The following is a 22,335-nucleotide window of genomic DNA, read 5'->3' on the forward strand; positions in this document are numbered from 1 at the left end:
GGTTTTCCCTCTTTTTTTTTAAAGGTTTTTTCAAATTTTTTAGGCCTTTTTACGTGAATCTGTCCATTTAGAGATTAGCAACCTACGAATTACAGCTATATTATTAAACAATCTTACCCCAAAGGCAAAAATTGCGGCTAAATATAAGTCTATACCGAGATGAACCCCTAAATAAGCTAATCCGGCTGCTAGTAGAATGTTGAAGAAAAAACCTGTAATAAATACTTTATCTTCAAAGCTGCCTTGTAAACTTGCACGGATACCGCCAAATAACGTATCAAGTGCAGCTAATACAGCAATTGATAAATAATTTGCGTATTCTGGAGGAACCCGGATATCTGACATGAAACCTAATAAAAGACCAAGCAAAAGTCCAAGTACCGGTAACCACATCTTATGTTCCCTCCTTTACCGGTTTCATAAACTTTACCCTCACAGGTTTCTCATAAGCTGGCAGGATCACCTTCGATTTTGGAGTCGATTCAACGTTAAAATTTTCACGTACGAATTCTTCAACCGCAGGTGAAGCGATAATTTTTTGTTGTAATTTTTCGCTGTTTTTTGCCAGAACTTTGATTTCGATCGGAAAAGAAGAAATCGGTTCATTATTTATGTAAATGTCTCCATTTACTTCCCGGACTGGTGTTTTTGATATGACACGCTGATCACCAATGCTTATCTCTTTTGCATCATATCTGTTCAGTTCATTTACTAGTCTTCTAAGCATATCAGGTTCAATCTTTGCAACAGGGCGATCTACTCCAATTAGCTCGTCATTAAAAGGTTCGATTGTAATCACGATTCCTTGTCCGCTAACCGTCGTTAATCCTGCTTGTTTTTTTAAATCTGCCAAAGCTTCTTCCATTGCGGCAATTTTTTCTTCCTTGCCATTCCCTTTATAATTCTCCAAAAGGTCATTGTAACGCTCTAGTTCCTCATTGAGTTCCTGCTGCCGCTGTTTCTCTTTTTCCAGATCAGCTCTAAGCTCATAAAGATCCCGAGTATCCCGAATAATAGGGTTATTCGTCGTTTCAAACTGAATAGCCAGCATTCCGCCAAGTATGAGGGCAATAGTTGCGAACATCCATTGTCTTTCTTTCAACTTTCTCATCCCTCTTCTGTAATAAATGGCTCCATTGTTATCGCGCTTTCTTGTTCAACGCGAACTTCTACGCCATCATTTACAATTTTATTAACTATATAGAGGTTAAGAGACTTTTCAAGAGCATTAGAATCTCCAATCGCTGTTATGATAAAAGGTGCCGGATATTGATTTCCATCCACGCTTACGACAGGTCCGACACAAGAAATATATGTATCATGTGAGATTCTTTGCCCATTGATAGCGATGGCCTCTGCCCCCGAAATATGCAATTCATCAATTACACTTCTAATATGTTCTTCATGAACAATATAATCGTTGGGGTTTTCACCCTCCGGTACGTAAGAGGAGTCTGATAAAGTTACCTTTACCCCCTCCCCTTTCACTTTCACATTACCAACTACCATTCTGAGCTTTTTCAAATCTTTCACTAAATTGTAGGAGGCTTTTTCTTGATCCGCAAGTTTAGATTCCTTCACTTCTACGTTTCTTTGGAGCTTTTGGAGATCTGAAGACAGGCTTCTATTGTTTTTTTGCAGTGTTAAGATTTGACTCCTTAGTGAATCTTCCTTTTTCCATTCGTTACTTTGTGTAACTTCGTTTTCCCGGATTTGAGCTCTCTGGTAAGAAAAAGATAATATGAACCCGGTAACTAAAAGAATAAGAGACAAAAAGAGGTGTTTCCCATTAATTTTCCTCATTTGTTTCCTCCGTCACTTCTCGGTTGTAAGGTTCAAATCTTGTGCTTATCCCTAAATAAAACGTTCCTTTTTCTTCTTGTTTAATTTTGCTGATTAATACCGGATAATTAGATAGTCTCTCCGAAAACTTTGCGATTGACGTAATTACTTTATTTCCATCCGTCATAAACAGAGTTAGCTTATCAAGACTTCCGGAATCAGGTGTAAGTTTAATTTCTGAAATTCTATGAATGATTCCTTCAGGAAGTTTTTGCAGCTCCTGTCCCATTGATTCCAATTTTTCGGGATCGTTCCAGCTGACGATTACAGGAGCATTTACTGGTCTTTCATCTTCCTTTAATGGATCTAGCATTCTTCCATTTTGAAGCATCGGATAATATGTATTTTCTTTTTTAAAGTACCCTACCCGCTGATATTCTTTAACATTGATTACAATATGGTTATAGAATTTTTTCTCAACCGAAACTGAACGAATTTCAGCTACAGGTTCAAGCCGCTTTTTAATTTGTTTTTCTGAGACATTTAAAAATTTTGTTGAAGCGGATAGTAAACTTTTATCAAGAATTTCTTTATCTGTCACAAAATAGTTTCCAGAAACTGAAATCTGTTTAACGTGGCTTAGATCAGATTGAAAATATACTACAACCATCAGCAACAGAAAGAAAAAGGACAAGTAAAAAACAAGACGGCGATTTGCTTTTTGTTTGCGGTGTTCTTTAAGCTTCGGAATGCGGTCCTCAATCTTGACGACTTTTACCTTGTCCATCCTCTTCCTCCGTTTTAGTAGTTAATTCGCACAAGAAAAATCAATATTACTTATCTATCAAATAAAAGAACTTGGCCATAAGACGCCAAGCACTTTTTGTAGGCTTAAAATATACACCTATAAAATCGGCAAAAAAATGAAAATCTTTTCCATTCCTAAACGTCGTTGATATCTTTTTTCTTGTTTCTTGTATTATAGCACGGATAAGTCCCAGTATAGCACTAAATATCCAAAATTTTGTTATTCATTTCGGCCTATAATTTCTACTTCAGTCTGAAGTTCGATTCCTTGTTTTTCTTTAATCGTTTTTTGAATGTAGCTAATTAAATCTAATACATCTTTCGCTTTGGCTTCTCCAGTGTTTACAATGAAGTTAGCATGCATATCCGATATTTGCGCTCCGCCTATTTGAGTCCCTTTTAAGCCAGATGTTTCAATCAAGTTTCCTGCATATTCAGGAAGCGGGTTTCTAAATACACTTCCACAGCATGGATAGTTCCATGGCTGAGTGTTTCTTCTATAATCCTTATTTTTCTTTAGTTCAGTCAAGATTGTTTCCTTATCGCCTTTTTCGAGTACTAGAACAGCTTCTACACAGATTCCGCCATTTTTTTGAAGTACCGATGTACGATATGAAAATTCCAGCTCTTCATTTGTAAGCCATTTTAGCTCACCATCAGGAAAAAGAATTAAGGCTTTATCAACAATTTTGGACATGTCTGATCCATGTGCTCCAGCGTTCATAAACACTGCTCCCCCTATTGAACCAGGGATACCTGCAGAGAATTCGAGACCCGTATAGGCTTCACGGGACAATACAGTCGCAAGAGGGATAATGGAATAGCCTCCACCTACAGTAATTCTACTTCCGTCCTTCTCTAAATGGTTAAGACCTTCACCAACTTTTATAACTACTCCTTCAATGCCACCATCAGACACTAAAAGATTTGAACCTCTTCCAATTGCACGAATCGGAACATGAGCCTCTTTCATATAAACAACTGCTTTTTTTAAGCTTTCAATATCCTTCGGTTCAAAAAACAAATCAGCTGGTCCGCCAATTTTAAATGTTGTGTGATTTTTTAAAGGTTCGTTTAACAGTACTTTTCCTAGATTTTCAGTTTTAAATTTTTCTGCTAATTGTTCTATCATTATAAAAACCCCCTATAGCCTCTCGCATACCTATCTTTATATGCTATGCATTATTCTTTTCCATGTTTAATATGTTCATAAACATCAACAAAGAAGTATTCGTACAACCTATTCAATTTATTTCTATCTTATAAAAATAAACAGCTGTTTTTACATACTTTGTTGCTCTTCTTTTGAAAGAGGTTAATTTCTGCTGCATGGGCTCGCTTTCCGCAGGGTGTGCGGTGAGCCCCCTCCGTACTGCGTACATTGAGAGGCCTCACCTGTCTCACTCATCCTGCAGGACAAGGAAGGCTTCGGCAGCTTCACATCGCACGAAGAAAATGTGATTTTCATTTTCGAGGAGTCTCGCCACTTCCGCTCCAATTAACTTTTTCCATGAAGCATTTCTCAAAAATCACTCAATAGCAACAACCTTTTAGAAAAGAGAGTTTAGAAAAGAGCTAAATAATAAAGAATACCCTGCCAAAACAGACAGGGTAACATTGCTGTATATATGTTTAGGATAAGAGAATTCGTTGTGAAACTCAAGTATTAATACCTTGAATAACGGCTTATATTCAACAAAACACCTATAGATGCAAGCATAAGTGTCAAGGATGAACCGCCATAACTTAAGAATGGTAATGTAATTCCTGTTACGGGCATTAATCCTGTTACTACACCAATGTTAATCATGACCTGAATCGCCACCATACCAATAATTCCTATCGCTAAAAAGCTGCCGAATAAATCAGGTGCTCCTAAAGCAATCCGAATCCCTCTCCATAACAATAAACTAAATAAGATTAGAACGAACACAGCACCTATAAATCCCAATTCTTCTGATAGAATGGCAAAAATAAAATCTGTTTGCGGTTCGGGTAAATAACCGAACTTTTGCCTGCTCTGGCCGAGTCCAAGTCCTAATAATCCGCCAGGGCCAAGCGCAAGTAGTGATTGGATAATTTGAAATCCGCTATTTAACGGATCGCTCCATGGATCTAGAAACGATGTGATCCGCTTTATGCGGTAAGGTGCCGATATGATCAACCCTACAAAGCCTGCTATTCCCACAAGCCCAAGTCCAACGAAGTGAGAAATACGGGCACCTGCTACAAAAATCATGACAATACTTGTGCCTACCATAACAGTACCTGTACCCAAGTCCGGCTGCAGCATAATCATTCCGAAAGCGATCATAACTAATCCAAGTGTCGGAATTAATCCTTTTTTGAAGGATGTTATTTTCTTTTGATGCATAGATAAATATTTTGCTAAAAAGGTAATCATAGCAAGCTTCATAAATTCAGATGGCTGTATGGAAAATGCGCCGACTCCAATCCAGCTTCTTGCACCGCCGCGGACCATTCCTACTCCTGGAATTAATACTGCTACTAACAAAAAGAAACAAATGATTAATATAACTTTTGACCATACCTTCCAAGTCATGTAATTAATATTCATGAGAAAGAACATCGCAGCAATTCCAACACCGGCAAATAACAGCTGTCTCTTGGCAAAGAAGAGAGAATCATGAAATCTATACAGCGCCATATCTGCACTCGCACTGTATACCATAATAATGCCAATCGATAACAACATAAGCGTTACAATGATTAAAATCATATCAGGGGTAGATTTCGTTGCAGGCAAAGGGAAACACCTCAACTCTAATTATTTGTACAAACCTTATTTAAGTTTATGCACAGAGTTGATAAACATGTCCCCTCTTTGTTCAAAAGTCTTATATTGATCCCAGCTTGCACATGCAGGAGAGAGCAATATTACGTCATCTGATACAGAAAGACTGAACGCTGCGGGAACGGCATCTTCAACATTATCAGCACGTTTAATCGTTTCTATTCCTGCTTGTCTTCCAGCTTCAGTCAGTTTTTCTGATGTTTGTCCAAATGTCACCAAAACTTTTACATTCTTTAATGAAGGTATTAACTCATCAAAGGAATTTCCCCGATCAAGACCGCCAGCCAGTAAAATCACTGGTGAATCAAATGCGGATAAGGCAGCATTCGTTGCCAGTATATTAGTAGCCTTTGAATCATTATAAAATCGGCGGCCGTGAACTTCTCCAACATATTGAAGGCGATGCGTCACACCTGCAAACGTTTTTAAAACCTCTTGAATTTGTTTAATATCTGCTCCCGCAAGCAATGAAGCTGCAACTGCTGCCATAATATTTGATAGATTATGTTTACCTGGTAATACTATTTCTTTTAATTCAATGATTCTACGATTTTGAAAATATAATGCATCGTCCTGAATATAAGCTCCATTTTTCAGTTGTTTTTGAACTGAGAAAGGGACATGCTGGGCTTTTGAATGTTTAATTAGCTCAGTTACTTGGAGATCATCAGCATTATAAATGACATAATCATTTTCATCCTGGTTCACTGTTACTTTTGCTTTCGCTTTTCCATACTCATCTAAAGATCCATGATAATCTAAATGTGCCTCGAACAAATTCAAAAAAACCGAAATACGAGGCTGGAATTTTTCTGTACCCATTAATTGAAAACTTGATAGTTCTGCTACAAAAATATCTTCATTTGTTGCTTTAGAAGCTACTTCAGAAAATACAGTTCCGATGTTTCCAGCTACAATAGGAGTCTTATTGCTGTTTCTCAGCATTTCTCCGACAAGTGTTGTCGTTGTCGTTTTTCCGTTTGATCCAGTTATAGCAATTATTTCAGCTTCAGAGATAAGCCCTGCAATTTCAACTTCCGTATAAACAGGGATATTGCGATGAAGTGCTTCTTCAATTAATGGATTCTGATAAGGAATACCAGGATTCTTAACAATAAAGTCAATTGGCTGATCCAACAATGATATTGGATGCCCACCACATACAACAGAGATTCCTAGTTTTTCTAAGGATTCAGCCTCTAAATTACCTTCTTTTGGCTGTTTGTCGTTTACTACGACTTTAGCTTCAAAAGAATTAAGCAGTTTTGCTGCTGCAAAACCGCTTTTAGCTAATCCAACTATTAATATATGTTTCCCCTTAAACATTTTTGTGTTTTTCATTTAAACCCACACCTCTAAATAAATTCCTAATGCAGCAAAAACAAGTCCTACCAGCCAGAACGTTACAACAATTCGCCATTCACTCCAGCCTGATAATTCATAATGATGATGAAGCGGACTCATTTTGAATACTCGTTTTCCAGTTAATTTAAATGAAGCTACTTGAATCATTACAGAAAGTGTCTCAATAACAAACACTCCACCAATGATAACAAGAAGAATTTCCATTTTTGTTAAAATAGCAATAGCACTAATAGCACCACCAAGAGCTAATGAACCTGTATCCCCCATAAAAACTTTTGCGGGATGTGCATTAAATACTAAAAATCCAAGGACTGCACCCACTACTGCAACACTGAAAATTGCGGCTTCAAATTGAAGCAGTGTTGATGCAAGAACAGCAAATGCACCAAATGCAATTGCTGCAGTACCTGCCAGTAATCCATCGAGTCCGTCTGTCAAGTTAACTGCATTAGATGCCCCAATTAGCATGAATACGACAAGCACAGGATAAAACCACCCAAGGTCAAATGACCATTCAGTACCTGGGACAGAAATCTTCGTAGAAAAATCAATCGTTTTTAATCCAATGTAAAAAATTGCAGCAATAACCAGCTGCCCTATGAGTTTTTGCTTAGAAGTTAAACCTAGATTTCTTTTTTTCACTACTTTAATAAAATCATCTAAAAATCCTAAAAGTCCAAAACCTAGTGTTACTAGCAGCAAAAGATGTGTTTTTGTTGTAATCGTAAAAAATTTCGCTGTCATTGCATATGTTGCAACTGCAAGCGCCAATAAAATAACAATTCCACCCATTGTAGGGGTTCCTTGTTTCTTTTGATGTGACTTTGGTCCTTCATCACGTATGCTTTGCCCGAATTTCAGCCTTCTCAAAAAAGGAATAAAGAAGGGGGAACTCAGCACCGCAATTAAAAAAGATGCAATTAATGTAAAAAGTAAGACTTGCTCAATCATTTTTTCGACTCCTGTTCATCTTCTGTGAAAGTAGAAATAAGTGTTTCTAATGCCATACCCCTCGAAGCTTTAAATAATATTGCGGTATTCTCGGATAATAATTGTTGAATCGGCTTCACTGCCTCTTCTTTTGTTAAGTAATGAGTTATTTCAACACCCTTTACTTTTCTTTTTTTTAATTCATCTGCAATCCAAGCACCTTTTTGTCCTAATGCGATAATGTAGTTGATGCTTTCATCAATGTGCTCAGCAATATTCCTGTGCATTTCTTCCTCATTTGAGCCCAGTTCATACATATCGCCGAGAACAGCTGCCTTAGTATTAAAATCATTAAGTTCTGCTAAAGTTGCAAGTGCTGCTATCATGCTAGTAGGGCTGGCGTTATATGCATCATTAATAAGCAATGTGCCATTTTTCCCTTTTTTCATCTCAAGACGCATCGCCGTAACTTTTAATCTTTCAAGTCCCTCTTTGATTTTATTTTCTTCTATATTCAAATAATGCCCGACTGCGATTGCATATGCCGCATTTTTAATATTATGCTTTCCAAGCATTGGTATCCGATACACAGTAGTACCTTCTTCTAAAGAAAACGAAACACCTTCTTGATCGGTTTGCATATCTACTAATTTTAATGTTGTGGAATCACCAAATCCAACTTTAAGTACATTTTCTCCTTTTACATGAGAAAGAAGCGGCTCATCTCCATCAATGATAAGAAGTCCGCCCGGTTTAAGTCCATCTGCAATTTCCAGCTTTGCCTTTGCGATCCCCTCACGGCTGCCGAGTTGTTCGAGATGACTTTCACCAATATTAGTAACAATAGCCGCATCCGGTTCTGCAAGTTTGCTCAATAATGAAATTTCATTGAAATTACTCATTCCCATCTCAAGTATGAGAACTTCTGTACCTTCTTCCATTCCAAGAATAGTAAGCGGCAGTCCGATATGATTGTTGTAGTTTCCTTGTGTCTTGAACGTCTTAAATGTCGTAGAAGATACACTTTCAATCATATCTTTCGTCGTCGTTTTCCCGTTGCTTCCTGTAACAGCTACAACAATCGGATTTATTTTCTTTAAGTAATATTTAGAGATTCTCTGTAAAAATCCAATAGTGTCTGAAGTAAACAAAACAGGGAAATCTGCTGGCAAGCCTGCGGGAAGATCTATACCTTCCTGCCAAACGGTTGCTGTACAGCCCTGGTTTATCGCATCAAATAAAAATTCGTGACCGTCAAACCGCTCTCCAGCGATTGGAAGGTAGAGTGCATTTTTAGTTTTCAAACGAGTATCCTTTGAAATCCCTTCAATCACTGTGTTCTCCACATTACCAGCAGTCTTATTTGCAAAAGGGACTAGTTCTTTTATATCCAGTTTCATTTTTTCACCGCCTTAATTGCTTCCCTCGCTACAACTCTGTCATCAAAATCAAGTACATCTTTACCGATGATTTGATAAGTTTCATGACCTTTTCCTGCAATCAGTATAACATCATTGGCTTTTGCTCGTTCAACTGCATACTCGATTGCTTCTTTACGGTCTGGAATTGTTACATAATTATTTTTATCCGTTCCATCTTCCATTTCTTTTAATATTTGAATCGGGTCTTCCGTTCGAGGGTTATCACTCGTAAAAATTGCTTTATCTGCTAAATCCGCAGCGATACCTGCCATTAGCGGGCGCTTTGTTTTATCACGGTCTCCTCCGCAGCCAACGATTGCTGTAATCGAACCTTTTGCAAATTCTTTAATTGTCCGTAACACATTTTCTAAACTGTCAGGAGTATGTGCATAATCTACAATCACTGTATAATCCTGTCCTGCAATAACAGGTTCAAATCTTCCGGAAACCCCTGTCACATCTTCTAGCGATTTAATAATCTGATCTAATTCGATCCCAGAAAGCAGACACGTAGAAATAGAAGCTAAAACATTGTATACAGAAAATTTACCCATTAGCTTTAATTTAACTTCTCTTTTACCTTTTGGAGTTTGCAGTGTAAAAGTAGTGCCTTGCGATCCGATGGTAATGTTAGTAGCTCTAACATCACTCTCATTGTCGATGCCATAAGTAATGACTTCTGCTGACGTTATTCTTTTAAACATTTCAGATGCCGGATCATCATTATTCAAAACTGCAAATTTCTTTGAAGACTTATGATAAGTATTTCCCATTTGAGAAAATAAGAGACTTTTTGCAAACTGATATTCTTCCATGTTCTTATGATAATCTAAATGATCCTGAGTAAGATTCGTAAAAACGGCAATATCATAATCGCAGCCCCACACTCTCCCTTGTACGAGGGCATGTGATGAAACTTCCATTACTGCTGTATCTACATTTTCTTCTATCATCTTATAAAATGCATTTTGAAGGTATAAAGAATCAGGTGTTGTATTTGCTACTTTATATCTTTGATCCTTTATTTTCATTTCAATTGTGCCGATCATACCAGTGGCCTTGCCAGATTCACTAAAGACTTTTTCAATCAAGTGTGATGTTGTTGTTTTGCCATTTGTACCTGTTATCCCAACGAGGTGCAGTTTTTGAGAAGGATGACCGAAAAAGGCATCGGCTAATATAGCCATCGCTTTTTTTGAGTCTCTCACTTTAATTACTGGAACATTCACATTTAAATCCTTTTCTGACAAAATTGCAGATGCCCCATTCCTTGCAGCTGTTTCGGCGAAATCGTGGCCATCAAAGACAAGACCTTCAATACAAATAAATAGACAGCCTTTCCCGGCTTTCCTGGAGTCCATTTCAATGGAGGTAATTTCAGGATTGGCTTCTATATCCATTTCATAATTCACTAAATATGTAAGCAATTCTTGTAATTCCATTTAATCCTGACCTCTCCTCTAGTCAACGTTAATTATTTATTAATTAGGCTTTTATCGCAAACTTTAATGCTTTTGAAAGAGGTTAATTTCCGCTTCAGTGGCTCGCTTTCCGTGGGGCGTGCGGTGAGCCCACTCTGCGCGTTGCGCCATAAGGGGTCTCACCTGTCACACTAATCCCACTGGAGTCTTGCCACCTACGCTCCAATTAACTTTGCAGTGAAGAACTTAACGAAAATCGCTCAAAAGCAACAGTCTTTTTAAAAAGAGTCTACAGTTATTAAATAAACACTATTAGAAACTCTTGTTGAATACACAGTTCAACTGCTTCATAAGCAGAGCCATTAAGAAAAATAAGCCAAGGCAAGATTACGCGCTTGGCTATGTGTACATCCTTTATTTTAATCTTCTACATCTTTTTTGTCACCCAAAAATAAACGAATTGTCTTGCCTGCCTGAAGCTTCACTCCGGGTTGAGGTGCCTGCTGCACGATATAACTTCCTTGCCCTGATGCATCAATTTTTAAATTATAAAGCAGATTTGTTAAATCTTTTGTTTTTTTGCCTATTAAGTTCGGAACTACTATTTCAGGTGCATCCAGCCAAGTCTTTTCTTTTTCGATCTGGCCTTTTTGTTTTTTTATGTCCATAGCAGAGAGACTGTCTTCAATAATATTCCCCACTATCGGAGCAGCTACGACACCACCGAACTGCAAAGTTTCTTTTGGATTATCAATCGCTACATAAACAACAATTTCAGGTTTGTTAGCCGGGGCCATACCGATGAAGGACACGATATGATTATTCTTAAGGTACACTCCGCCTTCCGCTTTTTGCGCGGTACCTGTTTTCCCGCCGACACGATAACCGTCTACAAATGCATTTTTACCAGTTCCTTGAGCAACAACACTTTCTAATGCGTGTCTAACCTCTGCTGAGGTTTTCTCAGAAATTACTTTTCTCTTTAACTTTGGAGTTTGTTTACTCACCACTTTGCCCGTTACAGGGTCTACTAATTCTTTAGCTATATATGGTTCGTATAAATACCCCCCGTTTACGGCCGCAGACACTGCAGCAACTTGCTGTATAGGCGTAACAGAAACCCCTTGGCCAAATGCTGTAGTAGCGAGTTCCAGCGGACCGACGCGATCCGGCGAAAACAGAATTCCTCTTCCTTCTCCCGCTAAATCTACTCCTGTTTTTTCGCCGAAGCCAAATTCTCTTATATAATTAAATAATTTATCTTTGCCAAGACGCTGTCCTAAAATAACAAAGCCTGGGTTACATGAATTTTGCACACCTTCTAAAAAAGTCTGATGGCCATGACCTCCTGCTTTCCAGCATTTCAGTTTTCGCCCTGCCACTTCAATCGATCCCGGGTCATTGAAAGTATCATGTTCTAAGTTGACCTTTCCTTCTTCTAATGCTGCTGCGAGTGTAATAATCTTAAACGTAGAACCCGGCTCGTATTGAGCCCATACAGGCAGATTGCGATTATAGACTTCTGGAGCTACCCTTTTATATTCTTCAGGGTCAAAATCTGGCCTCGAACTCATTCCTAAAATTTCACCAGTGTTGGGATTCATGGCAATTGCGATCGCTCCATCTGGATTATATGTGGCTTGAGCAATGTCCAATTCCCGTTCGATTATGGTCTGAACTCTTGAGTCAACTGTAAGTCTTAGATCGTAACCGTCTTTAGGCTTCTCATATTTATCTGACAAAGAAGGCATTCTTCTTCCGCGGGCATCCGAGAAAAAGGATACGTGTCCTTCTTTACCGTTTAATTGTTTATCATAATACAATTCCAATCCTGTTAGGCCTTGGTTATCGATGCCAGCAAATCCCAAAACGTGAGAAAGATAGGAGCCATAAGGATAATGTCTTTTACTGTCTTCCGCTACGAAAACACCCGGGAGATTTAAAGATTCAACTTCTTTTGCTTTTAAATTGCTGATTTTCCTGCCGCCATTATCAATCCTAACGATTGATGCTTTTTTTGTAATCCGCTTAAAAACCTCTGTTTTAGAAATATTTAATACGGAGGCCAACTCTTCAGCAGTCTTGTCCGTTTCTTTCACTTGCCTTGGAACTACAAAAACAGTCGGTGCACTGACATTTGTAGCAAGTGCTACATCATTTCTGTCGACGATTTTGCCTCGTTTCGGCTCAAAAGGTATATTTCGGCTCCACGAATCCAGAGCTTTGTCAGTAAGCATATCCCCTAGAACAAATTGAACATACCCTAATCGGACAGATATAACAAAAAAGAAAGCTAGTCCAAAAATAAGAACAAAAATTAAGCGCCTGCGTACTGTTACATTTGAAACTCTCACACATATACCTCCCCTGTATGATTCGTTTCAAATATATGCTTGTACACAAGCGCATAGAACTTAAAGCTGTTTTCTATTCGGTAACAATGGTTTCTTCATCTTCTGTATTTTGCTCACCGCCGCTAGAGCTATCCCTTTTTGGTTTCGGCACTGTCTCTTTTGGTTCTTCAAGCTGCACAACTAAGAAATCTCCCTTTTTAATCAGAGATCCTGGTTTTACGCTTTGCTTAACTGCAAATCCGCTGCCTGTAATCGTCTCTTTAAGTCCCATCAATTTACTTAAGCGTAATACATCCATATAGGACCAGTTTTTCAAATCAGGCATCTTCACTTCTCCGCTCGTGCGAAGAATAACTTTTTCACCTTTAATGACAAATGCACCATCATAAGGTTCCTGTTGAGTAACTTCATCTCCTGAACCAATTACCGTTACATTCATCCCGAAATGTTCTAACTGTGATTTAGCATCATTTACAGATTGTCCAGTAAAATCAGGCAAGTCTTTTCCAAATGACTTGGATGATGAAGATTTTTGCTTAGATTCCTTAGCTTCTGGCTGGATATTTAAGTATTGAAGGCTGCTTTTCATTACACTCGTAAAAATATTTGCAGTCGGTGTAGAACCCATCTCAGGGTATTCCACTTTTGGACGGTCGATTGCCACATACATCAGCAATTTAGGATCATCCTTTGGAGCCATTCCCATAAAGGAGAAAATATTTTTCCCCCAGCCAGATAAATATTTACCATCTTTACCAGGTACTTGTGCTGTACCTGTTTTACCGGCGACATCATAGCCTTCGATCATATACGGTTTACCTGTTCCGTCTGTAACAACCGTCCCTAAAATTTCTCTTACCTTTTTGGCGGTAGATTCTGAAATTGGTTTGCCCGCAACTTTTGGCTGATGTGTGAGTACGGTTTTCTTCGTTTTCGGATCGATGATTTTATCGATGACATACGGCTGCATCATTTTCCCGCCATTAGCGATTGCTGTAGCCGCCTGAATTTGCTGAATTGGTGTAACGGTCGTCCCTTGACCGAATGCCGTTGTAACTTTCTCAATTTCATAGTTATAAAGTATGGAACCGCTCTTTTCATTCGGCAAGTCAATGTTCGTTTTCTGATCTAACCCAAACTTGGAAAGATAGCTTCTGAATTTTTCATACCCCAGTTTTTCACGAACCAATTTTGAAAAAGCAACGTTCGATGAATTACGGACTCCTTCGTCATACGTAATTGTCCCCCACCCTGTTCGGTTGTGGTCATAGATAGGCCTCGATATGTTCGGAAGTTTATATGAACCCGATTGAAACTTTTCATTGCCGTTGTAAACGCCTTCTTCTATTGCAGATGCCAACGTAAATATTTTCATTGTTGAACCTGGCTCATAAGCATCAGAAATAGCGAAGTTCGTATAGTTGGTAATATCTTTTTCATTTGGATTAAACGACGGATAGTTGCTCATCGCTAAAATTCTGCCTGTCTTCGGATCAGCAACAACACCGATCAGTTTTTCTGGTTTGTACTTTTTTGCAGCCTCTCCCATTGCTTCGTCCAAGTAGAGTTGGATTTTCTCATCTAGTGTCAAAAAAACGTCTTTTCCATGCTTAGGTGGCTCTATTGTTTCTTTTTTTTCATTGATTGCACGGCTATATGCATCTCCAACAAAAGTAACCTTACCATCTTTTTCTTTTAAGTATTTATCCAACGACTTTTCAAGACCCATTAGTCCTTTTTGCGCGCCATCATCCCCTCTCCCTGTGTAGCCGAGCACATGGGAAGCAAATGTTTGATTTGGATAATAACGTCTAGATTCTCTAATAAAATCGATACCTTCAATTTTCATTTGATCAATTTTTTGTTTTGTACGATAAGAAACTTTTCTTCCTGCGGGGATTTCTACTTGGAATCTTCCCTTTTTACTAAGCAAGTCTTCTAGTTTTCCTTCATCTGTATCTAGAACTCCTGCTAATTTTTCTGCAGCCTTTTCAGGATCTTTTACGTGATTAGGATACTTTTTATCTAGTATCGCGATTACGCTGTAAGATGGAATATCAGCAGCGATCTCCTCACCATTGCGATCAAATATTGTCCCTCTTTTCGCATCGAGTTCATCACTTTTCAGCCATTTTCTTTTTCCATATTCGATCAAATTTACTCCCTCTGCTGACTGGGAATAGGCAACAACAAAGAACTTACCCGCTAATATAAAAAAGAGCAAGGTAAACACAGCCATAAGGATACCTGCTCCAACGTTTTTTCTTTTCAGCTTAAATCTCATAATAGCACCTACTCTTGATTCTCAACCACTTTAACGTTCTTGCTATCTAGGACAAAGCCTTGTTTTTTAGCAAGCTTCATAATGCGTTCTGGATTGCTTAATTCTGTAACTTGAAGGTGATAATCTTCTACAATCTTTGATTCAGCAGAAATATCTTTGCGCATCGTTTCGATTTTTGCAGTCGCTTGATAAACGGAAGCATAAAGGGAGATCAACCAAACAAGACCTGCGATTAATACCACACCCATAAGACCCCATATCATGACTTCACCTTTTGTGAAAAGTTTGCGGGATGGTGCTTCTATCGGTCTTGGATTATTTTGCGCTTGAATTTGCTGCTTTTGTACTTGATATGCTAAATTACTCAAATTAATTTCTCCTCTCTATTTCTGTTTTTCGGCAACTCTTAGTTTTGCTGATCTTGAACGTCTGTTATCTTCTAGCTCGTCCTCATCAGGCACGATAGGCTTTCTTGTAACCAGTTTTAAAGTAGGTTTGTATTCTTCAGGTATCACAGGAAGTCCTGGCGGCAATTCAGGGCCTTGACTCGCTTTTTTAAGTATATTTTTACACGCACGATCTTCTAAAGAATGAAAGGTTATAACCGCAATTCTGCCGAAGATATTCAAAAGCTCAATTGAGTCATTCAAAGCATCCTCGAAAGCGTTTAGTTCATCGTTAACTGCAATACGAATGGCTTGAAATGTCCTTTTTGCTGGATGTCCACCTGTTCTTCTTGCTGGTGCAGGTATAGCATCTTTAATTATTTCGACAAGTTCACCAGTTGTTTGAATAATTTTTTTCTCCCTAGCCGCTTCAATTTTTCTAGCGATTTGTTTGGCGAATTTTTCTTCACCATAACGAGAAATAATTTTCATCAACTCGTTAAAAGACCACTCATTCACTATTTCACGTGCAGTTAATTCACTCGAACGGTCCATACGCATGTCAAGTTCTGCGTCGTGCTGATAACTGAATCCTCTGTCTGCTTCATCTAGCTGAGGAGATGAAACCCCTAGATCAAATAGAATTCCATCAACTTTTTCTACCCCAAGATTGTTCAGTTCTTCTTTTATGTAGCGGAAATTACTGCGGATGATTGTGTACTTTCCTTCATAATTCTTTAAAACTTCCCGTGCATTTTCAATGGCTTTGTCATCTTGATCAAAAGCATACAAATGACCTGTTTCAAGTTTTGATAATATGAGGCTGCTATGACCTGCCCCACCCAACGTACAATCAACATAAATACCATCTGGCTTAATGTTTAATGCATCTACTGATTCTTGTTTTAAAACGGTTATATGGTCAAACATGGAAAATTCCTTTCTGCTGTAAACTATAGGGTTTTATAAATCGAAGTCCATCAGACTTTCTGCAATTTCTCCGAAAGAATCTTCTGATTTGGAGAAGTATTCTTCCCAAATCGATTTACTCCAAATTTCAATTCTATTCGAGACACCTATTACTACGCAATCTTTTTCTAGCTTGGCGTAGTCTCTTAGTGTGGATGCAATATTCACTCTTCCCTGTTTATCGAGCTGGCATTCAGCAGCCCCTGAAAAGAAAAACCGGGTAAAAGCACGGGCATCCTTCTTTGTAAATGGCAAGGTCTTGAGTTTATCTTCAATTACTTTCCATTCATTTAAAGGATAGCCGAATACACATTGATCCAATCCTCGTGTCAAAATGAATTCTGAGCCTAGCTCATCACGAAATTTAGAAGGGATGATCATACGTCCTTTTTCATCGATGCTATGCTGATATTCGCCCATGAACATATGATTCACCCACTTTCTCCCCTAAATCTACCACAACGCTCCACTTTTCACCACTACAACTATTATTCGTGTACAAAAAAAAAAATCCTGCTGTCACACAGGATTTTTTTAAAAATATTTCTATTAAATTTATAAATATATAATTTTATGTTTTTCATTGAATATAAACGGGTACTGTACAAGTTGACGGATGAGATCCGGTCCGAATTCATTCATGTATTGATAGATGTTCCACACACGTTCTTGAAGGCTCCCAACTGGCTTTAGCTCCAGCATAAGTTCATCAAATTGCGCCAGCGGTTCCTTTACTTTTTTGCGAACACGCTGCTCCATTTTTTTCTCGATATATTCAATCTCTGCATAAATTCTATCCAGATTTTTTTCTGTGACTGGCAATAAATTCTCATCAATTTTACTGGCTAATTTTATAAGCTGAGAATATGAATCTGCTATTTCAGCTTTGACGGTTTGAATGGTTTCATTCGTTTCAACTGGCCGGTTTTTATTAAACCAATCTCTTTTATACTCATCTGTTCCATTTTCAAGAACTTGTGATACAACGAGACCTTTTTCTTCTAATAGATGCGTCGTTTTTTCAGGAACTAACGTTACAGACAGTCTAGGAGTAAGGATCGGCATCTTCCGGTCAAAGAGATGAAAAACCTTACCCAATGTTGCCCAGTAGGCAATTTCTCCAGGGCCAGCAATAAACGAGAGGGTAGGAAGCAAAAACTCCTGCATAAGCGGACGTGTAACAACGTTGTTGCTGAAACGCTCAGGATGAGCTGCTGCTTCTTTTAATAGCTGATCCTCTGTGATTGTAAAATCCTTTTCCTTCGATGTAAAGCTGCTTCCCTCTCTATATAACAAGATTCGTTCTTCCTCTTTTGAATAAAACAAATGAGCATTATTTGATTGAATTTCAATTGGATCATCAAATCCAAATTTATTAAGCTCTTTCGATTGAGATCTGAATGCCTCATCAATATCTGAATTATTCTTGATTATCTTTTCCAAATAAGGAGTTTGAAGCTTCTTATAATCCGGATCACCTGAATCTAAAAAGATTAGCCCTTCATCCGAAAACCATTTCGTAAGCAGTTTTGCAAAAAAAGTGACGATGGAATCTGATTCATCGAGAATTCTTTCAGTCTCTATTTTAAAGTCTTGTGTGTATGCCGTTTCTCCGAATGATCGAAAAACTTCTGCTATCCATGGTTTTACATTTTCCGTATTCCACTTCCAAAGAGAAGCCGACGATTTAATAGCTGATGCTTCTTTAAATGAGGTTTTCTTTGCTGTATTATTTTTCGGTAGCATAATATGGTTAATTTCATCCATATCATGGTCCTCACCTGCGATCCAGAAAACAGGAACTACCGGCATTCCTAATTCTTTTTCTGCTTGTTTTGCTAACTGAATGATACTGATGCATTTATATATTACAAGCAGAGGTCCTGTTAAAAGTCCTGCCTGCTGACCTCCTACTACAGTAACAGTCTCTGGATTATTTAATTTTTGAATAGCATCCATCGTTTTACGTGAAGATCCGATCTTTTCATTGTAAGTAAACAAATACTCTGTCAGTTCTTTTCTCGGAAATGGATGATGCTTCAGTTCTTCATGTCTTTTCATCCATTCCTGCTTATTGTAAGGTTTTTGATAATCAAAAAAACGAGCAACGTCCAAATCTGCTTGTAAATAACCTTCAAGAAATGGTGACGTTTGAAGCTTCATTTCCTCCAGTCTCATTTATGTACTTCCTTTCTGCGTTCAATTACATCCTTATCGAGTATAGCAAATTAACTTAACTTACAATAAAAGATTTGCTCTAAACTTCCAAAATTCGTTTTAGTACGCCATATGTAATTAACGAAAAATACCCAACAGAAAGGATGAGAAACTGCAAACGCCAATTCAACCTTACTATAGAAAGCTCCACATCATTTCTCCAAATGAGCATCGTTATAAAAAACAGCCGCTTAAAAACAAAATAATAAGGATCCAATAATAGGTATGACCCCAAATTTCCACAAACAATCTGTTTATCGAAATAAGTAAGAAAAAAGTTGTTACATCCGTCCCTGCTTCAAAAGCCATTTTTCGTTTTTTTATTTTGGCTGATTTCGTATTCATTGTTGCTTTTGAAAGTAGTTGATTTCCGTTGCAGGTTGCTCGCTTTCCGCGGGGCAGGCGGTGAGCCACATTCGGACGTTTCACTCTTAAGTGTCTCACCTGCCGGCCTGTCCCGCAGGAGTCTGGCTACCTTCCACTTCAATCAACTTCCAAAGAAGATGATAAAAATGAGTTATGAAAGCAACAATCTTTTAGAAAAGAGCCTTTATTTTAAAGATAATTTGATAAACTGCAAAAAACACAATATATGGAATTGTTACGAATGTAGCTATCACTCCGCGTAAAAAGGTTGAGAACCTTTTATCCTCTCCATTCCAATCCTTTCACAGCATAATAGGCAAAACGAGAAAACGGTACTGGTTTATTCATACTATTTGCTTGCTTTATAATTTCTCCCGTAATGCTATCAATTTCAGTTTGTTTCCCACTCTCGATGCTTTTTAGCATGGAAGATCGATTCAAGGAAGTATTTCTGCAAATCGTTAACAATTCCTTCCATAAATCATCTTTCATTCCGTTCATATTTAAAACATGAATCGTTTCTTCAAATAGATGTTTCATCATCTTATATGCATACCCATTATCTAATAATTGACCATTTGGAATACGAAGCATTGCTGTAACAGGGTTGATTGAAGCATTTATAATTAGCTTTATCAACAACATCTTTTCCCAGTTAGATTCCAATGTGACTGGAAATAATTCTACCTTTGAAAAAATGGATTGCCAATCTAGAGCAAAATTGCCTCTGAATGCTGAAACTTTAACCTTCCCCATCCCAACATGATGGACAGAGGTATAACCCTCTTTCATTGCACCATGTTCAACAACACCAACGCTTATATTTTCTTGCGGCAAGTTCTTTATCCAGTCAATATGACCCATTCCATTTTGCAGAAACAAGAGCGAAATATTATTAAACGTCCTTTGATGTAAAAAGCGCAGGTCTTTAATGGCGTTTTGCGTTACCGTTACAACACAATAGTCTTCAAATCCTGCGTATTCCTCTACTTGCTTCACTTCTATATGTATGGTTTCCGTATTTCCGAAATTATCAATATATGTTAAACCTGATTGATTTATTGCTTTTGCCTGTTCCAGTGTACGCGTATAAAGAACCGGTTCATGTTGATTTAATTTAAGAAAATATGAAATTAATAATCCGATGGCTCCTCCGCCAATCACACTTACTCTCATATGTACCTCCAAATCAAATGATTATTAGCGCAATTTTACCATATAAAGAAAACTGTTATCGCAATTTTTGTTGCTCTTAGAAGTGAATTGATTTCCGTTACGGATGCTCGCAATCCTCGTGGTGTGCGGTGAGCCTCTACGTCGCTTTGCACCAGCAGAGTCTCTCCTGTCTAGTCTACGTCGGTTAACCCCTCGAGGTCATAAGCTAAATGGTCTTGAAGGTAAAGAGCGCACTCTTAACCCATTCATTTTATGCTTGCCGGGACTGAGCAAGCCGCCTCCGCTTTATGATAATCCCACTTATTCTAGCCGTAGTCTCACACCTTGCACTCTAATCAACTGGCCAATGAAGATTATAACCAATATTCGATAAAAGCAACAATCTTTTAGAAAATAGACTAGCGAAAAACCTATAAAAAAGAGGCATGACCTCAAAAGTTATTCTACTTTTGTGTCAGCCCCTCTGCTTTTTTTATACCGGATATACAGGATGTTTCCGTTCGCTGAATATCATTTCTTTATTTTTATAAAATTTATATCTGTTAATCAGTTCACTTCTTAAAGAAGAAGGTGAAACGATATCATCAATAATCATTTCAGATGCTAGTTTGTAAATATCGATGTGTTCTTTGTATTCTAGTTGTTTTTGCTGAACATATTGAATTCGTTCTTTCACATCTTCTATCTCATTAATTTTATTAGAATAAACAGCATTTACCGCAGCTTCCGGTCCCATTACAGCAATTTGGGCTGTAGGCAGCGCAAGACAGCAATCCGGCTCAAACGCAGGTCCTGCCATCGCATATAGCCCTGCACCATAAGCTTTACGTACGATAACTGAAATCTTCGGTACGGTAACATCACTCATCGCAGCGATTAACTTTGCACCATGTCTGATGATTCCTGCCCGTTCAACTTTAGTGCCGATCATAAATCCTGGTACATCTGATAAGAAGAGAAGTGGGATTGAGAAAGCATCGCATAAAGTAATAAAGCGAGCTGCTTTGTCTGCAGAATCAACGAATAGAACTCCGCCTTTAACTTTAGGCTGATTCGCGATAATTCCTACTGGCTTTCCATCCATACGTCCAAATCCTGTAATAATTTCTTGCGCGAATAGTTTTTTCATTTCAAAAAAGCTATCTTCGTCGATCAATCGGTCGATAAACTCATACATATCAAAAGGCACGTTTTGATTTTCCGGTACAATTTCCTCAAGTTCTCTTCCGGCTTTTGGAGAAACGCTTTCTATCACCGGCACAGCTTCCTTGTAATTACCTGGAAAATAAGATAAGTAACGGCGTGCTTCTGAAATCGCTTCTGTTTCATCTGACGCCAGTAAATCACCGCATCCACTTACAGAACAATGCATTCTTGCTCCGCCCATCTCTTCCAAGGTTACCTTCTCACCGATGACTTTTTCAGCCATACGCGGACTTCCTAAGTACATTGATGCATTTTGATCGACCATGATAACGATGTCACAGAATGCTGGTATATAAGCTCCACCAGCTGCAGAAGGTCCAAATAGTACACAAACTTGCGGAACCATTCCTGACATTTTGACTTGGTTATAAAATATTTTCCCTGCACCTCGGCGGTTTGGAAACATATCGATTTGGTCTGTAATTCTTGCACCTGCAGAATCAACAAGGTACATCATCGGAACTTTCAGCTTCATAGCCGTTTCTTGAATACGGATAATTTTTTCTACCGTTCTTGCACCCCAAGAACCGGCTTTTACCGTTGAATCATTCGCCATAACACAAACCGTTTTACCGCCAACTTTTCCGATAGCCGTGACAACACCATCAGCAGGAAGGTCTCCAGCTTGATTGTTAGCAAACTTTGCATCTTCAACGCTATATTCTCCATCATCAAACAATTGTTTCAGACGGTCCCGAACAAACATCTTATTTTGAGCACTGTTTTTTTCGTGATATTTTTGTGCACCGCCTGCTTCTATTTGGTCAATTTTTTCTTTTAATTGATCTTCTAGTTTAGCAACCATTTTATACCTCCTTCAAGAGAGTGAGCGCTCG

The 22,335-nt window shown here is 38.2% G+C and carries 19 protein-coding genes; all 19 read right to left on the bottom strand.

What is annotated here, in order from left to right; genetic code table 11:
* Positions 1-39 precede the first annotated feature (39 nt).
* A complete protein-coding gene (locus tag RGB74_RS11185; RefSeq protein ID WP_310261497.1) occupies positions 40-393 on the bottom strand; it encodes a small basic family protein in 354 nt (117 codons plus the stop codon).
* Between the two features lies 1 nt (position 394).
* Positions 395-1,102 (bottom strand): DUF881 domain-containing protein, encoded by a 708-nt coding sequence (locus RGB74_RS11190; RefSeq protein ID WP_310759387.1) that lies wholly within the window; start codon positions 1,100-1,102, stop codon positions 395-397.
* A 5-nt stretch (positions 1,103-1,107) separates the two neighbouring features.
* Positions 1,108-1,803, bottom strand: a complete 696-nt coding sequence (locus tag RGB74_RS11195) for a DUF881 domain-containing protein (protein ID WP_310759388.1) — start codon at positions 1,801-1,803, stop codon at positions 1,108-1,110.
* Complete coding sequence (locus RGB74_RS11200) at positions 1,790-2,569, bottom strand: cell division protein FtsQ/DivIB (protein ID WP_310759389.1); 780 nt, start codon at positions 2,567-2,569, stop codon at positions 1,790-1,792. Before RGB74_RS11200 ends, RGB74_RS11195 begins: the two co-directional genes overlap by 14 nt.
* Positions 2,570-2,809: 240 nt before the next feature.
* On the bottom strand, positions 2,810-3,718 hold the full coding sequence (gene murB / locus RGB74_RS11205) for a UDP-N-acetylmuramate dehydrogenase (RefSeq protein WP_310762858.1): 909 nt from the start codon (positions 3,716-3,718) through the stop codon (positions 2,810-2,812).
* A gap of 537 nt (positions 3,719-4,255) precedes the next feature.
* Positions 4,256-5,329, bottom strand: a complete 1,074-nt coding sequence (spoVE, locus tag RGB74_RS11210; RefSeq protein WP_396136062.1) for a stage V sporulation protein E — start codon at positions 5,327-5,329, stop codon at positions 4,256-4,258.
* 63 nt (positions 5,330-5,392) lie between these two features.
* Entirely contained in the window at positions 5,393-6,745 is a 1,353-nt protein-coding gene (murD, locus tag RGB74_RS11215; protein ID WP_310759391.1) for a UDP-N-acetylmuramoyl-L-alanine--D-glutamate ligase, read from the bottom strand.
* Positions 6,746-7,720 (bottom strand): phospho-N-acetylmuramoyl-pentapeptide-transferase, encoded by a 975-nt coding sequence (gene mraY, locus RGB74_RS11220; RefSeq protein ID WP_310759392.1) that lies wholly within the window; start codon positions 7,718-7,720, stop codon positions 6,746-6,748.
* Entirely contained in the window at positions 7,717-9,099 is a 1,383-nt protein-coding gene (gene murF / locus RGB74_RS11225; RefSeq protein WP_310759393.1) for a UDP-N-acetylmuramoyl-tripeptide--D-alanyl-D-alanine ligase, read from the bottom strand. The genes mraY and murF overlap by 4 nt, the downstream gene beginning before the upstream one ends.
* Positions 9,096-10,562 carry a UDP-N-acetylmuramoyl-L-alanyl-D-glutamate--2,6-diaminopimelate ligase gene (locus RGB74_RS11230; RefSeq protein ID WP_310759394.1) on the bottom strand — a complete coding sequence of 489 codons (1,467 nt, stop codon included), beginning with the start codon at positions 10,560-10,562 and terminating at the stop codon, positions 9,096-9,098. Before RGB74_RS11230 ends, murF begins: the two co-directional genes overlap by 4 nt.
* Before the next feature lie 398 nt (positions 10,563-10,960).
* Entirely contained in the window at positions 10,961-12,895 is a 1,935-nt protein-coding gene (locus RGB74_RS11235) for a stage V sporulation protein D (protein ID WP_310759395.1), read from the bottom strand.
* Between the two features lie 73 nt (positions 12,896-12,968).
* Positions 12,969-15,179 carry a penicillin-binding protein gene (locus RGB74_RS11240; RefSeq protein ID WP_310759396.1) on the bottom strand — a complete coding sequence of 737 codons (2,211 nt, stop codon included), beginning with the start codon at positions 15,177-15,179 and terminating at the stop codon, positions 12,969-12,971.
* A gap of 8 nt (positions 15,180-15,187) precedes the next feature.
* Positions 15,188-15,547 carry a cell division protein FtsL gene (gene ftsL, locus RGB74_RS11245; protein ID WP_310759397.1) on the bottom strand — a complete coding sequence of 120 codons (360 nt, stop codon included), beginning with the start codon at positions 15,545-15,547 and terminating at the stop codon, positions 15,188-15,190.
* Positions 15,548-15,562: 15 nt separating this feature from the next.
* A complete protein-coding gene (gene rsmH, locus RGB74_RS11250) occupies positions 15,563-16,495 on the bottom strand; it encodes a 16S rRNA (cytosine(1402)-N(4))-methyltransferase RsmH (RefSeq protein WP_310759398.1) in 933 nt (310 codons plus the stop codon).
* A gap of 33 nt (positions 16,496-16,528) precedes the next feature.
* The gene (gene mraZ, locus RGB74_RS11255; RefSeq protein WP_310762859.1) at positions 16,529-16,960 is read right to left on the bottom strand and encodes a division/cell wall cluster transcriptional repressor MraZ; all 432 of its coding nucleotides are present in this window, start codon (positions 16,958-16,960) and stop codon (positions 16,529-16,531) included.
* A gap of 129 nt (positions 16,961-17,089) precedes the next feature.
* Positions 17,090-18,712: a bacillithiol biosynthesis cysteine-adding enzyme BshC gene (bshC, locus tag RGB74_RS11260; protein WP_310759399.1), complete on the bottom strand. Its 1,623-nt coding sequence runs from the start codon at positions 18,710-18,712 to the stop codon at positions 17,090-17,092.
* Positions 18,713-18,925: 213 nt separating this feature from the next.
* The gene (locus tag RGB74_RS11265; RefSeq protein ID WP_310759400.1) at positions 18,926-19,180 is read right to left on the bottom strand and encodes a DUF3397 family protein; all 255 of its coding nucleotides are present in this window, start codon (positions 19,178-19,180) and stop codon (positions 18,926-18,928) included.
* A gap of 216 nt (positions 19,181-19,396) precedes the next feature.
* Complete coding sequence (locus tag RGB74_RS11270) at positions 19,397-20,293, bottom strand: ketopantoate reductase family protein (protein WP_310759401.1); 897 nt, start codon at positions 20,291-20,293, stop codon at positions 19,397-19,399.
* Positions 20,294-20,765: 472 nt separating this feature from the next.
* The gene (locus RGB74_RS11275) at positions 20,766-22,304 is read right to left on the bottom strand and encodes an acyl-CoA carboxylase subunit beta (protein WP_310759402.1); all 1,539 of its coding nucleotides are present in this window, start codon (positions 22,302-22,304) and stop codon (positions 20,766-20,768) included.
* Positions 22,305-22,335: the final 31 nt, after the last annotated feature.

It is taken from the genome of Bacillus sp. NEB1478, assembly GCF_031582965.1.
Taxonomy (GTDB): Bacteria; Bacillota; Bacilli; order Bacillales; family Fictibacillaceae; genus Fictibacillus.

Bases quoted from the DNA above. Each gene is read 5' to 3' on its own strand.
- RGB74_RS11270 (WP_310759401.1), bottom strand. From the start codon at position 20,293: ATGAGAGTAAGTGTGATTGGCGGAGGAGCCATCGGATTATTAATTTCA.
- RGB74_RS11230 (WP_310759394.1), bottom strand. From the start codon at position 10,562: ATGGAATTACAAGAATTGCTTACATATTTAGTGAATTATGAAATGGAT.
- RGB74_RS11275 (WP_310759402.1), bottom strand. From the start codon at position 22,304: ATGGTTGCTAAACTAGAAGATCAATTAAAAGAAAAAATTGACCAAATA.
- rsmH (WP_310759398.1), bottom strand. From the start codon at position 16,495: ATGTTTGACCATATAACCGTTTTAAAACAAGAATCAGTAGATGCATTA.
- RGB74_RS11240 (WP_310759396.1), bottom strand. From the start codon at position 15,179: ATGAGATTTAAGCTGAAAAGAAAAAACGTTGGAGCAGGTATCCTTATG.
- mraZ (WP_310762859.1), bottom strand. From the start codon at position 16,960: ATGTTCATGGGCGAATATCAGCATAGCATCGATGAAAAAGGACGTATG.
- RGB74_RS11200 (WP_310759389.1), bottom strand. From the start codon at position 2,569: ATGGACAAGGTAAAAGTCGTCAAGATTGAGGACCGCATTCCGAAGCTT.
- bshC (WP_310759399.1), bottom strand. From the start codon at position 18,712: ATGAGACTGGAGGAAATGAAGCTTCAAACGTCACCATTTCTTGAAGGT.
- mraY (WP_310759392.1), bottom strand. From the start codon at position 7,720: ATGATTGAGCAAGTCTTACTTTTTACATTAATTGCATCTTTTTTAATT.
- murF (WP_310759393.1), bottom strand. From the start codon at position 9,099: ATGAAACTGGATATAAAAGAACTAGTCCCTTTTGCAAATAAGACTGCT.
- RGB74_RS11195 (WP_310759388.1), bottom strand. From the start codon at position 1,803: ATGAGGAAAATTAATGGGAAACACCTCTTTTTGTCTCTTATTCTTTTA.
- murD (WP_310759391.1), bottom strand. From the start codon at position 6,745: ATGAAAAACACAAAAATGTTTAAGGGGAAACATATATTAATAGTTGGA.
- RGB74_RS11185 (WP_310261497.1), bottom strand. From the start codon at position 393: ATGTGGTTACCGGTACTTGGACTTTTGCTTGGTCTTTTATTAGGTTTC.
- spoVE (WP_396136062.1), bottom strand. From the start codon at position 5,329: ATGATTTTAATCATTGTAACGCTTATGTTGTTATCGATTGGCATTATT.